At 43.0% G+C, this 14,659-nt stretch carries 15 protein-coding genes; 8 read left to right on the top strand and 7 right to left on the bottom strand.

Features of this window, described 5'->3' with window-relative positions:
• Positions 1 to 43: 43 nt before the first annotated feature.
• From G343_RS0110900 to G343_RS0110890, 3 genes are read left to right on the top strand one after another with little or no spacing between them, the layout of a single operon-like run.
• Complete coding sequence (locus G343_RS0110900) at positions 44 to 1,468, top strand: hypothetical protein (RefSeq protein ID WP_020008184.1); 1,425 nt, start codon at positions 44 to 46, stop codon at positions 1,466 to 1,468.
• A 14-nt stretch (positions 1,469 to 1,482) separates the two neighbouring features.
• Entirely contained in the window at positions 1,483 to 2,655 is a 1,173-nt protein-coding gene (locus G343_RS0110895) for a diphosphate--fructose-6-phosphate 1-phosphotransferase (protein WP_020008183.1), read from the top strand.
• Positions 2,636 to 3,370 (top strand): GntR family transcriptional regulator, encoded by a 735-nt coding sequence (locus G343_RS0110890; RefSeq protein ID WP_020008182.1) that lies wholly within the window; start codon positions 2,636 to 2,638, stop codon positions 3,368 to 3,370. Before G343_RS0110895 ends, G343_RS0110890 begins: the two co-directional genes overlap by 20 nt.
• A gap of 99 nt (positions 3,371 to 3,469) precedes the next feature.
• Here the strand turns inward: G343_RS0110890 and G343_RS0110885 are convergent, their stop codons facing one another.
• On the bottom strand, positions 3,470 to 5,098 hold the full coding sequence (locus G343_RS0110885; protein WP_020008181.1) for a sodium:solute symporter family protein: 1,629 nt from the start codon (positions 5,096 to 5,098) through the stop codon (positions 3,470 to 3,472).
• A 32-nt stretch (positions 5,099 to 5,130) separates the two neighbouring features.
• Positions 5,131 to 6,213, bottom strand: coding sequence for a M42 family metallopeptidase (locus G343_RS0110880; protein WP_020008180.1), 1,083 nt, complete (start codon positions 6,211 to 6,213; stop codon positions 5,131 to 5,133).
• A gap of 253 nt (positions 6,214 to 6,466) precedes the next feature.
• Between G343_RS0110880 and G343_RS0110875 the strand changes: the two genes are divergently transcribed.
• From G343_RS0110875 to G343_RS0110865, 3 genes are all read left to right on the top strand, one after another.
• Entirely contained in the window at positions 6,467 to 7,345 is an 879-nt protein-coding gene (locus G343_RS0110875) for a LysR family transcriptional regulator (RefSeq protein ID WP_020008179.1), read from the top strand.
• Between the two features lie 135 nt (positions 7,346 to 7,480).
• On the top strand, positions 7,481 to 7,843 hold the full coding sequence (locus G343_RS0110870) for a hypothetical protein (RefSeq protein WP_020008178.1): 363 nt from the start codon (positions 7,481 to 7,483) through the stop codon (positions 7,841 to 7,843).
• A 183-nt stretch (positions 7,844 to 8,026) separates the two neighbouring features.
• Positions 8,027 to 8,599: a YdcF family protein gene (locus tag G343_RS0110865; protein WP_020008177.1), complete on the top strand. Its 573-nt coding sequence runs from the start codon at positions 8,027 to 8,029 to the stop codon at positions 8,597 to 8,599.
• Positions 8,600 to 8,692: 93 nt separating this feature from the next.
• Here the strand turns inward: G343_RS0110865 and G343_RS0110860 are convergent, their stop codons facing one another.
• Positions 8,693 to 9,046 (bottom strand): MmcQ/YjbR family DNA-binding protein, encoded by a 354-nt coding sequence (locus G343_RS0110860; protein ID WP_020008176.1) that lies wholly within the window; start codon positions 9,044 to 9,046, stop codon positions 8,693 to 8,695.
• A gap of 15 nt (positions 9,047 to 9,061) precedes the next feature.
• Between G343_RS0110860 and G343_RS0110855 the strand changes: the two genes are divergently transcribed.
• Both G343_RS0110855 and G343_RS0110850 read left to right on the top strand, forming a co-directional pair.
• Positions 9,062 to 9,496 carry a mannonate dehydratase gene (locus tag G343_RS0110855; protein ID WP_425413875.1) on the top strand — a complete coding sequence of 145 codons (435 nt, stop codon included), beginning with the start codon at positions 9,062 to 9,064 and terminating at the stop codon, positions 9,494 to 9,496.
• 12 nt (positions 9,497 to 9,508) lie between these two features.
• Positions 9,509 to 10,357 (top strand): SDR family oxidoreductase, encoded by an 849-nt coding sequence (locus G343_RS0110850; RefSeq protein ID WP_020008174.1) that lies wholly within the window; start codon positions 9,509 to 9,511, stop codon positions 10,355 to 10,357.
• Between the two features lie 164 nt (positions 10,358 to 10,521).
• Here the strand turns inward: G343_RS0110850 and tkt are convergent, their stop codons facing one another.
• The 4 genes from tkt to G343_RS0110830 are packed head-to-tail and all read right to left on the bottom strand — an operon-like array spanning position 10,522 to position 14,658.
• Positions 10,522 to 12,507, bottom strand: a complete 1,986-nt coding sequence (tkt, locus tag G343_RS0110845; RefSeq protein WP_020008173.1) for a transketolase — start codon at positions 12,505 to 12,507, stop codon at positions 10,522 to 10,524.
• A gap of 20 nt (positions 12,508 to 12,527) precedes the next feature.
• Complete coding sequence (locus G343_RS0110840) at positions 12,528 to 13,892, bottom strand: PTS ascorbate transporter subunit IIC (RefSeq protein ID WP_020008172.1); 1,365 nt, start codon at positions 13,890 to 13,892, stop codon at positions 12,528 to 12,530.
• A 27-nt stretch (positions 13,893 to 13,919) separates the two neighbouring features.
• Positions 13,920 to 14,207 carry a PTS sugar transporter subunit IIB gene (locus G343_RS0110835; protein WP_020008171.1) on the bottom strand — a complete coding sequence of 96 codons (288 nt, stop codon included), beginning with the start codon at positions 14,205 to 14,207 and terminating at the stop codon, positions 13,920 to 13,922.
• Positions 14,208 to 14,223: 16 nt separating this feature from the next.
• Entirely contained in the window at positions 14,224 to 14,658 is a 435-nt protein-coding gene (locus G343_RS0110830) for a PTS sugar transporter subunit IIA (RefSeq protein ID WP_020008170.1), read from the bottom strand.
• Position 14,659 lies beyond the last annotated feature (1 nt).

The following is a 14,659-nucleotide window of genomic DNA, read 5'->3' as shown; positions in this document are numbered from 1 at the left end:
GTCAGCGTGAATTCAAAATTTCTTATGAGGAGCGTGTAATCGAATGAGTGATAAAAATATTTTGTACATTCCGGTGGGTAAGAAAACCTTCAATATGGAGGAAGGGGAAAAACAAAGAAAAGAAAGTTCTAAACTGTTAAATGAATTATCGAATTCAGTTTATGAGCCGGACGGTGTGGTCACATCGCCTGACGAACTCAATGGGTTTCTGGATGAAATCGATACTGAAAAGATAGAATTATCCATCTATCAGAGCGTTACCTTTGCCGATGCAGAAGCTGCTGAAGCATTAATCCAGAGCGTCAGCGCGCCTGTTATTGTCTGGAGTATACGTGAACCTGAAATTGGGGGGAGACTCCAACTGAATTCACTGACTGGCGGCAACAGTACCAGCCACCATTTGAGATATTCGAATCACCCTTACGCATTCATACTGGGGAACGCCCAGGAAAAAGACGTGAAAGAAAACTTAGTTGGCTACATCAGCCATTTTGAGGAAAAAGAACAATATCCGACGAGAAATAAAGACCTGACGACTGTTTTAGAACCCCGGGATAAACAGAAAGTCAGCAGCCTGATAGAGGATTTAAAGTCAATTAATATTGGCGTGATCGGCGAACACCCGCCAGGATTTTATTTTTCGGGTGCGGATGATCAGGCATTAAGGAAAACGCTGGGTGTCACTGTAAACTATTATGATTTGGAGGCGATTTTAGAAGACTGTGTCAATATTCCTCGTGAGAGATGGGAAAAAGCGATCGATCGGGCAGAGGAACAGGTGGTCGGCCTCAAAAGAAATGCAGAGACGGTCGAGCGGTTTGCCCAGTTTTCAACTTACCTTAAAGAAGAAATTGAAGAGAAGGATATCAATGGTATCGCGGTCAGGTGTTATCCGGAATTCTTTAACCAGCTGGGGGCCGCTGCCTGTTCAACACTGTCACAATTTACTGAAGATGGCATCGTTTCAGCATGTGAATCGGATATTCACGGTTCAGTATCCATGTATATCCTTCAGGAGCTCTCCGAAGGACATCCGCCATATTTGGGGGATCTTGTCCATGTCAACCAGGAAAGCAACTCCGCAGTGTTCTGGCATTGCGGGGCAGGAGCATATTCACTGGCGCGCCCGCAGGAAGGCGCCAGGGCAGGGGTGCACCCAAACAGGAAGCTCGGTTTTACGATGGAGTTCGGTTTGAAGCCGGGTAAGGTGACCATATTCAGAGTGAGTTATTCGGCGGGTGGATATCAGCTGCTGGTGATGAACGGCAACGCATTGGACGTGCCCCAAAGATTTAACGGCACTTCAGTAGAAGTGGCGTTTGACACCAATGTCACTGAAACTGTTTCCGAGCTGATTGAAGAAGGTATGGAGCCCCACTATGCGCTTGTGTATGCCGATGTTTCCGATCAGCTGATTGAACTGGGGCATCAGCTCGGACTCAAAACGATTGTCTACAGAACGGAGTGAAAGGGAGCAGGCGTATGAAGAATATTGTAATTGGCCAGGCTGGCGGTCCGACATCTGTGATGAACGCAACGCTGGCCGGCCTCACCGAAGCACTGATGGAGGAAAATTCCCTGACATTCCTCAAACAGGGATATGAGGGATTAAGTCAGAACCGTTTTCTGAATGATGATTCGTATGTGCTTGATTGGATACTCAGTCACAAAAATATACCGGGGGCATGCCTGGGTTCAGGCAGATACGCTCTGGATGGGGTAAAGCTGGAAGCCTGTGCAGATAACCTTAAGCGATTGAATGCAGATGCTTTAGTTGTGATCGGCGGCAATGGGACGATGGAAGCATTGAGAAAAATAGAGCAGAAAACGATGGAGAGGAATTATCAGCTGCAGGTCATCGGTCTGCCGAAAACAGTGGATAATGATCTGGGATGTACGGACCATGCACCTGGATTCGCAAGTGCTGCTAATTATATTGCCCGCGCGACACTGGATATGGGCCGTGACCTGTATGCAATGAAAAACTTCGAGCAGGTGCGTATACTCGAAACAATGGGGAGGAACACAGGCTGGCTTGCAGCTGCCTCCGGTTTATTTAAAGCCTATGAGGAAGACGGTCCTCATTTTATCGCTATACCGGAACAGAAGCTTGTAAAACAGGATTTACTAAAAAGCGTTGAAGCTTCAGTTAATAAATATGGATGTGCTTTGATTGTCACAAGCGAAGGGGTACAGTGGGACAGCGGGAGCCAAATGAACCGCAAAGTAATCAATGGGCGTCCTGTGCTGGGCGGGATTTCCGCCGGCATTGAAGCGGAGATACAAAAAGAACTGGGGTTTACTTCAAGATCGGAATTGTTAGGCATGAATCAGCGCAGTGCGTCAGCGCTGGTCACTGAAACAGACAGGGAGGAAGCATACCAGGCCGGAGCGGCAGGCGGAAAATGGGTTAAAGCAGGGCTTACTGATATGATGGCTGCATTTCAAAGGAGTGATGATGCTCATTATCATATAAATATTGAACCGGTCAGTTTGAAGGCAGTGGCTGACTATGGAGAGCGTCAGATGCCCGAACAATTTTCTTCAGATCTATCCGCTTATTACAATTGGTTAAAGCCGCTTGTTGACAACAAAATGGTGTCATATCCTTCACTTGCACCAAGGAGAGAGAACGATGGAAAAAGAGAATTATAACTTCAGAGACGATGAGGCACTTTATCTCCAGGTTAAAGATATATTGGTGGCGCGCATCCAAAAGGGCATATGGGCACCTGATACCCTCATACCCACGGAGCAGGCGCTGATCAATGAATTCCGTGTCAGCCGGACAACCATTCGGCAGGCTATAAATATTCTTGTGCAAAATGAAATGCTCAAAAAAACACAAGGCAGAGGGACCATTGTAAAGCCTCAAAATCTTTTGGGGAGCCTGGGGCGATTGAAAGGATTTGCAGAAGAGGTGCGTTCAAAAGGACAGGTGCCTCATTCAAGGCTGATCCGTTCAGAATTCAGAGCGACTCTGTATCAGGAAAAAACAGAATTGAATGTCAGTCAGGCGGAAGAAATCCTTTTGATAGAGAGAATCCGTTTTGCCGATGATGTACCGATTGCCATAGAAAAGACATCGTGGCCAAAAGACATCGGTGAGCTTTTGATCAGGCATGATCTGAATCAGGTGAATTATTATGATGTATTGGAAGCACATAATATATATTTAAAAAATGCACAGGAGAATATACGCGCCATAAACGCCACGATTGAAGAAGCGGATTTACTGGGCATCAGACCCGGGGAAGCCCTGTTGGAAATGACCCGCCTAAGCTTCGGTATGAATGACCATCCCATAGAATTTACCAAGACCAAGTATAGAAGTGATAAATATCAATACAGCATTGATCTGAAAAGGTAGAAAAAATGCCTCTGACGGTCAAATGATGTTTTGTCTATGAATGATGCATGGTATTTTAATCCTAAAAAGACCATGCATCATGTGAATTTGTATGATTATTTATTTTGTATTGTCATCCTCCTTTTTGGGGATGACTAATATTAGCATCATTATAAGGGCAAATGTCATACCTGCTAAAGCTAAGATTATTAATATTGGCCATAGCGAAAGGCTGGTTAAACCTAACAAGAATAAAACAAAAAATAACAAAACAAATGATAGAGCGATATAATCTTTATTCGTAATCGATTTAAAATCAAATACATGCGATAGAGTGTTTTCTTCTTTGGTAAAAATACTGACTATTACTAAAGAAACTAAAGATATAATAACCCCGATAATCACTGCGTATTCTGAATTTAAAACTTGAGCAAGAATGGTACTGGATCCGCCTAAGATTATACCGGCCAGGGCCCCGTTGGAATTCGCCCTTTTCCAGTATAAGCCGGCGATAATAGGCGCAAAGGTCGCGCCGCCAAATATCTGCATTGTACCTACCAACAGATCCATAATGGAAGGCGTCAATATAGCCGCAATAGTACTAATGACACCAAGTGTGACGATCGCCCATCTGGATAATTTAATCCCCTGTTCCTCACTTACTGCCTCATCTCTGCCTTTTTTGTATCTTTCATATACATCTCTTGAAATATGAATAGAAGCCCCAAGTAAATTAGAATCGACTGTAGACATTGCTGCACCTAATATCCCAGTTACGATAATTATACCTACCCATGGATTAACTACTTCCAAAGCGAGCAAAGGGAATACTGCTTCTGGATTATCCAGGTCAGGTAAGTATATTTTCCCCATTATTCCTACTAAGGCTAAAGCAAAACTCATAAACAGTCCCACAAAGATTACCATCAATAAACTGATTCTCTTAATTACTTTTTCGCTTTTCGCAGAATATACTCTTTGTATTGATGTTTGAGATATTGTATTAAGAGGAAGAAATGTCAGCCACCAACCCATTACAATAAAGAAGGTAACCCCTTTTATGAAACTTAATTGGCCTGATTCTAAATGGCTGCTCAATGAATCAGTAACGTTTGTAAAAGATTCAACAGGGCCCAAATTAGGTTCTATTAAAATAATTCCAAAAATAACAACTAAAATCAAACCTAATACCATTATTACGGATTGTGCCCAGTCCGTCCAGGCTACGCCCATCAGACCGCCGAAAGTTGTATAAACGATAGTGATAACAGCTGTTATTAAAATGGCCAGGTTCGTATCAATGCCTAAAGTGGAATTCAGTATAATTCCTATACCTAAAATACTTCCTCCAGCGCCACCTATTAAGCCGATGAATGAAAAAATTGTAGTCCAAATTGCAACCGATCTGGAATATCTAACTTCCATCATATCCGGCAGAGTAAATACTTCATGGTATTTTGCTATATGTCTTATTTTTCCTGATATGAAAAATAAGACATAGTATGCTGAACCTGCAGCGACTAACATCCATATATGAGAAAAGCCCAGCTCATACACTTCCCCGCTAAAGCCCATATATGTGTTAGCACCGACAACTGTAGAAAAGATTGTTGCAAATAATACACTGGAATTCATTTGATTGGATGCAACGTAAAAATCGGAGCGGCTTTGTTGTTTTCTTGACAGGATAAAACCTATAATCAGCATTAGGATTAAATATATTATAGGTACAATATAGGTTATAGACACAAGAATCCCTCCTTTTTAGAAGTACTTCAGCGTTAATTTTTATAATACTTTATACTTTCATACAACAATTTACTGTAGTTAATGATGTCATCGATAGAGGCGAGCTCATATGCATGGACATAACGGGTGGGGAGACATATGGCGCCGGTCGGTACACCTTCTCCTTCAGTATGGATAGCTGCTCCATCTGTTGATCCTGCCGCCTGCACCTCTAGCTGAAATGGAATATTATGCTCAAACGCAATCCCTTTAAGCTCGTTGATTGTCTTTCTGGTTACTACCTGACCAATCATCGCTCTTTTAATATTATCCATGACTTTTATAGCAGGCCCATCCCCAATACTGGAAATGAATTCACTTTCATGGTTTTTAGGTAAATCATTTGCCATTGTTATATCGAGGGCTAAAGCAATGTCCGGTTTAATTTGATACGTTGCAGTTTTCGCGCCTCTTCCTCCGACCTCCTCTTGGGCAGTAAAAGCGGCATAAATATCTGGAATTTCATTTGCTTCTTCTAAATCAATCATTTTTAATACTTCTATTAAGATAAATATCAGTAGTCTATTGTCCAACCCGGTTCCAGATATTTTATTGTTTAATTTCTGAAAAGAATATTTGAATTTAACTGGCTGTCCAATTTCCACTCCCATATCCCGGATATCCTGAAGATTGTCAGCTCCAATATCTATAAAAAAGTTGTTAGTATCCGGGATAGTGTCATCTCCATATGGTCTTCCAGGATGAATACTATTAATAATGCCGGGAATGTTTGAACGATCTGTTTTTATTTCACATTCTCTGGCATATAAATTTTGCGCCCTGACTCCTCCTACGGGTTCCGCAAATATAAAACCTTTAGAATCAATATATTTAATAATGAGTCCAATTTCATCCATATGTGCTGCGACCATTAATTTTGTCTTTGCATTACCTTTTTTATAAGCAATGATATTTCCTAAAGTATCTGTTTTTATAGAATCGACTAAGGGTGTGGCTGCATTTTTTACATATTCAGCTACATTTTCCTCATTTCCAGTCACCCCGTGCAAGGATAATAGGTTTGGTAATTCTTTTTGGATATTTTCTTTTAATTGAGTTTCAAACTTCCATTCCATAGAAACAACCCCTTTTAAATGTTCAGATATTTCTGTCATTAATATTATTGAATTTAATCATTACAGTCAAATTACAACATTTGTATATCAATTCATATAAAAATGAATGGAGTGGATAAGTGAACACTCAATCGACAATCGTTTGAGTGTTCTTTTTCATGTTTTCGTTTTACGATAATATTGCGTAGGGATTTCGATGTATTTGTAATGATTCGATACGGACAAACGGTGTCCGTTTGAAGGGGGAATTGTGATGGACATTAAACATATGCGTTATTTCACTGCGATTGTCAGATACGGCAGTATGACGGAAGCGTCCAATCAGCTGTATATTTCACAACCGACGATCAGCAAGGCGATTCATGATGTGGAAGCCGAACTTGGGATGCGTCTGTTCGACCGCAACAGCAGGCAGATTGTGCTCACGGATGCGGGCAGGGTTTTTCTTGACCAGAGTGAGGAAATTCTGAGGCGTCACTCGGAGCTGTCGAATGATCTGAAGCACATGGTGGGTCTGCGCCGGGGTCACATCAAAATTGGTCTGCCGCCGATCATGGATGTCAGCCGGCTGATGGGTATCATCAAGGATTTCCATGATATGTATCCTGAAATCACTTTTCAGCTGATTGAAAGCGGCAGCGGAACGATTGAATCCCGTCTCAGGCAGGATGATATTGATATCGGCATCACTGTACTGCCGACGGAAGGACAGTATTTTGACAGTTTCAACTTTCTGACAGAGCCTTTATGTCTGGTGGTGAATCAAGATCACCCGCTGGCCGAAGCGGATACTGTCCAATTGAAACAACTCAAAGCGGAAAATTTCATCATGTTCAATGAGGATTTTTATCTGAATGAAATCATCACTTCGGCATGTAAAAATGCCGGTTTCACGCCGAATATCTTTTCAAAGACTGCGCAACGGCATTTTATCGAGGAGATGATTGATGCCGGACTGGGTATCTGCATCATGCCTCAGAGTGTTGCCAGTCTGTTAAAAAGTTCTTCAGTCACAGTGGAAATTGGGGATCCGGGGCTCCGTTGGCGGCTCGGTGTCATCTGGAATCAGGATCGGTATATGAATTTCACCACACAGGAGTGGCTCAAGTTTTTCCAGGCGTATTATCAATAGCTGAGTCATACCGCTTTCATAGCTTGATTCTATATATGCCATGCATTTTCGCTATTTTTCAGAAAAGGCTTTCATATCTTACCGTGGAAATATATCATAGAAGAAAAGGCGTATTGTCTTAGAGGAGGCCATTTCATGTACGCGAATAAAGACACCATCCAAGCGATACAGACGGCATTGGACAGGATCAGGATGGATGATCCTGAGCTTTACGGCAGAATCGAACATGTGACGAGTTTTGCCCGGCAGCTGCAGGTGAAATACCGCTATCTTGCAGATTTAATTACAGAGGAAGATCGCGAGCCGGAACCGAAGTTCATCAAAGCTTCAGTACTTGCACTGCTTGTCGATGAAGTCGAAAAACTGAGAAGAACGCCTGGGTTTGAAAAATTCCAACAGCTGCTCGCACAGAACAGACACGATAATGCGCCGGAAATTTTCATGCTGATCCTCGGTGCCCGAACTGAAACGGTCGTCAACAATGCGATTATCAGCTGATATAGATAACCCCGCAGCCTGAGGCTGCGGGGTTGTTTAACAAAAAAATTTGTAACAATATCGATAATTTTTATGTTTGAAAAATTCAGCAGCGGATAAATCCCATATGTTATACTGCAATAATGTATAAAGACTAATTCCAATGGTTAGATTTGGTAATGTGATTTGGAAGGGGACAGGCGTATGAAAACAAGAATAATATCCGCTGTGGTACTTCTGATCGGTATGCTGATGATTGGAATTTTAATGAGCAGTTTAAGCCATAATTACACTGACGACCCCGCCGAGAGCGACTTAATCGTGCTCCTGGGCGGAGGAGATGAGGGCAGAATGGCAAAAGCAGCAGAGCTGTATAAAGAAGGCTATTCAGATAAAGTGCTGATTACACCAGTCAGGGTATCGAAAGAAGCCAAGCAGAGTGTGGATCTTGCCAATGAATACGGCATTCCAACAGAAGACCTGATCACGGAAGAAGATGCCTCAAGCACCTATAAAAATGCAACCATCACCATGGATATTATGGATAAATATAATATGGATTCCGCGATGATCGTCACGAGCGACTATCATATCAAACGCTCTAAGTTCGTATTCGAAGAAGAAAACAGCCGGGGCCTTGACTTCAGTTACATCGCCGCCCTCAGTGACGACGGTGAACGATGGTATGAAAGCGAGCATGCCTTGTATTACTGGATAACCGAACTCGTAAAAAACGCCGGTTACCGGATCGGACTGTATCATTGGATCGATCCATGACGGGTGAAAATATAGCTGCGCCCCTTATGCCCCTGGAGCGTCTACACAATTCTTTGGGATCATAAGGGGCGTATTTTTTGTTAAGCATATTTTTTAAGTCGTTAGTTCATAACTTTCGGCAATCAGATCCTTAATATCATCCAAACGTTTTGTCTCACTCAAATCAATACTGACCCAATTATTTTTGTCCATGTGGTAGGCCGGGTATATGTTTTCCTGCGCTCTTAACGGGCCGATGAATTCTTTTCTGGCTTTAACATTCAATACATCGATTGTTTCATCCCCATTAATCCCCAATTTATCTTCAGTAATATCCATGATCAACCCAAACCACTTTCGGCTGTCAGTGTGTCTTAAAGTCGCGAAACTGTCATTTCCACTCCAGGGGTAATCCGGTTCGATCCCATACTTTTCTTTAACAAAATCAAAAATTTCCGCTCTTTTCATCATCGATCCCCCACTGTGTTTCTGTTGTTTATATCATTACCCGGATACCAATTGAATTATTCCAATTTGCATAAATTATTGGATACCTTTGACAGTCCGAATCATGGACTGACGTTCTGCAGTGGTTCATTAGGCGCGAATCCGGATAACGATTTGATTGATATCATCAATACGTTTTCCAGTCGTATACACTTTGCACATGTACGTAATCTAAAACTTTATGACAACGGCAGTTTTATGGAAACCTCTCATCTGATGTCCGATGGATCATTGGATATACCGGGAATTGTCAGAGCATTATATGAATCTGAGTTCAGCGGTTATTTGAGACCGGATCATGGGAGAGATATTTGGGATGAAAACTCACGACCGGGGTATGGATTATATGATCGCGCTCTGGGCGCCATGTATCTGAGGGGACTGTGGGATTCATCAGTGAATTTAAAATAAGGGGGCGTAAATATGATACCGATAAATCCAAATCTGAAAGACAAGGTAGCCGTTATCACAGGGGGGAGCGGTGTACTTTGCAGTACCATTGCGATGGAACTCGCCAGACAAGGCGTGAAAGTGGCCATACTTAATAGGACCATTGAAAATGGCAAGCAAGTAGAAGAAAAGATTAAGCATTTAGGGGGAGAAGCAACAGCGATCCCCTGTGATGTATTGAGTGTCGAAAGTGTGCAGGCAGCTCATCGGCAAGTCATTAAGACATATGGCGGATGCGATATTCTAATTAATGGGGCAGGCGGGAATCATCCGGACGGGACCACCACTAACGAAACATTAAAACCGGAAGATATAGAAGATGAAGCGTTAAAAACTTTTTTTGATCTGACTTTTAACGGATTCCAGCATGTGCTTAATTTAAATCTGCTCGGCACGATCCTCCCCGCTCAGGTGTTTACAAAAACAATGATAAACAGGGAAGGTGCCACAATGATAAATATGTCTTCAATGAGTGCATCATCACCAATGACAAAAGTTCCGGCATACAGCGCCGCCAAAGCAGGTATTGAAAATATAACACAATGGCTGTCAGTACATTTGGCTGATACAGGGATCAGGGTTAACGCCATCGCCCCCGGGTTCTTTTTGACAGCGCAAAATCATAAATTATTAAAAAATGAAGATGGTTCACCAACAGAAAGATCGGATAAAATCCTTTCCCAAACACCGATGAAACGCTTTGGCAACCCTGAAGATCTGCTCGGTGTTGTACTTTGGCTGGCTGATGATCACCTCGCCGGATTTGTCACAGGGATTACAGTCCCTATTGATGGTGGATTTTCAGCATATTCAGGGGTTTAAGTAAAGATGCATTCCACCTATAACCAGAAAGATGTATAAATTGTTGTGCTTTCAAACACAAAATTTCCCTTTGCAACAGGAGAAAATTTTTATTGTTTCGCTCTGTAGCAAAGGGGAAATATCAGATTTTTATTTATATCTTCGAAAAGCTTTGCTCTCCTTGACTATAACGCCTTATATCGAGCCACAATTCTATCAGCTGTGAATCCCTTGGCATTCACGACATCATTGCCGGCCCCGGATTCACCGAATGTATCTACGCTCATAATATCTCCGTCTTCTGTGATATAATGCTGCCAGCCGAGCTTGGACCCGAGTTCTATGGCGAGGCGTTTTCTGATATTCGGGTCTAAAACGGATTTTTTGTAATTTTCATCCTGGGATTCGAACAGTTCCCATGAAGGCATACTGACTACATTCACTTTGATTCCCTGATCTTCCAGGAGCGTCTGTGCTTGTAATGCCAGATGAATTTCTGAACCTGTGGCAAGCAGTATACCCTTGGCATGTTCTTTGTCTTGCAGGATATATGCACCTTTTTGAGTACCTTCGATAATAGAGTTGCAGTCTTGTTTCAATACAGGCACATCCTGTCTGCCGAGTGCCAAAAGTGTAGGTGTCTCTGAGGCATATGCGCTGACGAGCCATGCTCCAATAGTCTCTAGTGCATCGGCAGGACGAATAACATTGATGTTTGGCATGGCTCTGAATGAAGCCAGATGTTCTACGGGTTGGTGGGTGGGACCATCCTGGCCTACTGCAACACTGTCATGGGTGAAGATGTAGGTAATTGGCAGCCTCATTAGGGCAGCCAGTCGGATTGCTGGCCGCATATAATCGGAAAACACAAAAAATGTGCTGATGTAGGGCCTCAGGCTGCTGAGTGACAGTGCATTCCCTATGGTGCCCATGGCGAATTCTCTGACACCAAATTTGATATTCCTGCCGTGGTAATCACTATCACGGTTAAAGTCCGGGAACTTTTCCAGTGTTGTTTTGTTGGATTTTGACAGGTCGGCAGAACCGCCAAGTATGCTGATGTTATCATTAGCGAAATGGTTAATCAGTTTATTCGATGCGGCGCGGGTGGATATTTTGTCTGTATATTCGAATAATTTTTCTAATGAATCTGCATCTACATTTAGTTTCTTGTGTATTACTTGCTTGAGTGCCCTATAGTCTTCAGGGAATTTTTCTTCATATGCTCCCAGCAATGTCAGCCATTCTTTTTCTTTTGTTTTGCCGTTGTTTCTGATTTTTTCAAAATGCTCATATACTTCTGATGGTACGTGGAAATCTTCCGTGAATGCCCATCGATAGTATGATTTGGCTTTTTTAACAGCTTCAGCACCAATCGGGTCACTGTGCGCATTATGCGTCCCCTGGATATGTTCAATGCCATAGCCGATGGTATTTTTGACCTCTATGATTGACGGCTTTTCTGTTTCTTCTCTGGCAGCTGACAGGGCGCCGCCAATGGCTGATAAATCATGTCCGTCTTCAACAGAGAGATGCTGCCAGTTCATACTTTCAAAACGGCCTTTTATATCTTCGGAAAATGAATCATCCACATTACCATCGAGCACCACATCATTCGAGTCGAAGAGGAGAATAAGTTTACCCAAACCAAGGTGACCGGCGATGGAAGCCGCTTCATATGCAACACCTTCCATCAGGTCACCATCACTGCATATGGCGTATGTGTGATAATCGATTATATTAAATCCTGGTTTATTGAAAATTGCACCCAAATATTTTTCAGCTATTGCCAGGCCCACACTGTGACCGACGCCCTGGCCAAGTGGACCGGTAGTGACTTCAATGCCGTCTGTGTGTCCAAATTCAGGGTGACCAGGTGTTCGGCTGCCGATTTGCCTGAACCCTTTCAAATCATCCAGCGTCATATCATAGCCACTCAAATGCAACAGTATATAGTTGAGAATGGAACCATGGCCGGCAGAGAGGACAAATCTGTCCCGGTTGAACCAATGGCTGTTATCGGGATTCACATTTAAATGATTGATCCACAGTTCATATGCCATGGGCGTCGAGCCCAGGGGCATACCCAGATGTCCGTGCTGTGCTGCTTCCACGCTGTCCAATGCCAGCGTTCTTATCGTTTTTATCGAAAGATCGGATATTTGTTCCAAATCAGTTGCCCCCCTGCGTTTTAAGAATTTTCATTTTCTACGCCCCTGTTACCGAACTTTTTCTGTAACAGGATGCTGCCGATAAGTACTGCAATAATTGTGACAACAACGCCAATTTCTCCGAGATATTTGGCAATATTACCGAGAACAATGCCCACAAGCAGGAAATCTGTATCAGAAAATGTCGTACTTGCAGCCCCGAGATCTCCCAAGTATGGCAGGAAAAGCAGTGGAAGGAACGTGATGATGAGCCCATTCAATGCCGATCCGACAACAGCGCCCTTCATGCCACCGGTCGCATTGCCAAACACGCCTGATGTAGCTCCGAGGAAGAAATGCGGGACAACACCGGGTAAAATGACGACACCACCACCCAGGAACAGTATGAACATACCGATGACTCCGGATACGAAACTGACGAAGAAACCGATCAGCACAGCGTTTGGTGCATAAGGAAATACGATTGGGCAATCCAGTGCCGGTTTGGAATTGGGAACCAATTTTTCTGATATACCTTTGAAGGCAGGTACGATTTCAGCCAGGATCAAGCGGACACCGGATAGGATGATGAACACTCCGGCAGAAAATGTCACCCCTTGAATCAGTGAAAATACAAGATAGTTCGTACCGTCACTGAGCTCAGCCTCCACAAATGACTGGCCGGCAAACAAAGCGGCAATCATATAGATGACTACCATTGTCAATGAAATGCTGACTGAGCTGTCTCTCAGGAAACTGATCCCTTTTGGAAAATTGATTTCTTCTGTAGACTTTGATTTCCCTTTGAATAAAGATCCGACAGCAGAAGCAGCAACATAGCTCACTGTTCCAAAGTGCCCCAATGAGACCTGATTGTTGCCGGTAATTTTTTTCATAGTCGGTTGTGCCAACGCAGGGAAGATTGCCATGATAATGCCGAGTGCAATGGATCCGACAATAATCAGTGATCCCCCTGACCAATTACCGACTGTAAGGATGATGGCCAGAAAGGCTGCCATATAGAACGTATGATGACCAGTAAGAAAGATATATTTCAAGTTGGTGAAGCGTGAAATCAATATGTTAACAATCATGCCGAAAATCATGATCAGCGCGGCGGTTGATCCGTATTCTTCGAGTGCTATGGAAATGATGGCTTCATTATTCGGTACGACACCCTGGACGCCAAATGCCTCCTGAAACATGTTGCCGAACGGTTCAAGTGAACCGGATACAACACCAGCACCTGCACTCAGCACAACAAAACCGAGTATTGTTTTTGTCGTCCCCTTTGTTACTTCAGATGATGGTTTTTTCTGAACCACCAGACCCACCAGTGCAATGATACCAACCAGTATTGCCGGCTCGCTGAGTATATCGACGAGTATAGAAAGGATATTCCCCATTTAAGACCCTCCTTGTCCAGATCATTTTTAAAGCATTCCTTTTTCCTGCAAATGCTGCTCGATTTTATTTTTCAGCTCCTCTTTATCCAGAATGTTGTCGAGCACGATCGTCTCCCCAAGTCCTGAAACATTATCTGCCAAGTCTCTGCCGCATATGAAGACATCTCCCATATCCGATGAAGCCGACCCCAGATCGCTATGATCCACATCCATTGTCCCTGGATCTAAATCGAGTTCTTTTACTGCCTGGTCAATGTTCATTTCAATCATGAAACTGCTTCCGAGACCGTGACCGCATACAACTAAAAATTTCATAAATAATCCTCCTGTATTAATCTAATAAATTTCTGATTTCATACTTGCTTTGGGCATTTATCAGCTGCCTAACCTTTTCTTCATCGCTTAACATTTCCGCCAGGTTTCTCAGTATGCCCAAATGCTGCTCGTTATCTATAGCAGCGAGGACGAAAATCAAGGTTGCCTCATAATCGCCCGCTGAAAAATTAACGGGTCTGTTCAATTTCAATAAACTGAGAGACACCTGATTGACCATGCCATTCGGTCTTGAATGCGCGATGGCAATTTGAGGTGAAATGACGATATAGGGGCCGAGTCGTTTGACGCTGTCAATCATTTCCTCTACATAGCCTTTCTCTATTTTTCTTGACTCAAGAAGCGGTGAGGAGGCGAGTGCTATGGCTTTCTCCCAGTCTTCTATTTCTTCTTTGATGATGATATTGTTTTCACTTAAATATTCTTTTAACAAA

The sequence above is a fragment of the Salinicoccus albus DSM 19776 genome (genome assembly GCF_000385175.1).
GTDB classification, from domain to species: domain Bacteria; phylum Bacillota; class Bacilli; order Staphylococcales; family Salinicoccaceae; genus Salinicoccus; species Salinicoccus albus.
Note: the sequence above shows the minus strand (reverse complement) of the source record. Positions and strands in the feature narration are given on the sequence as shown.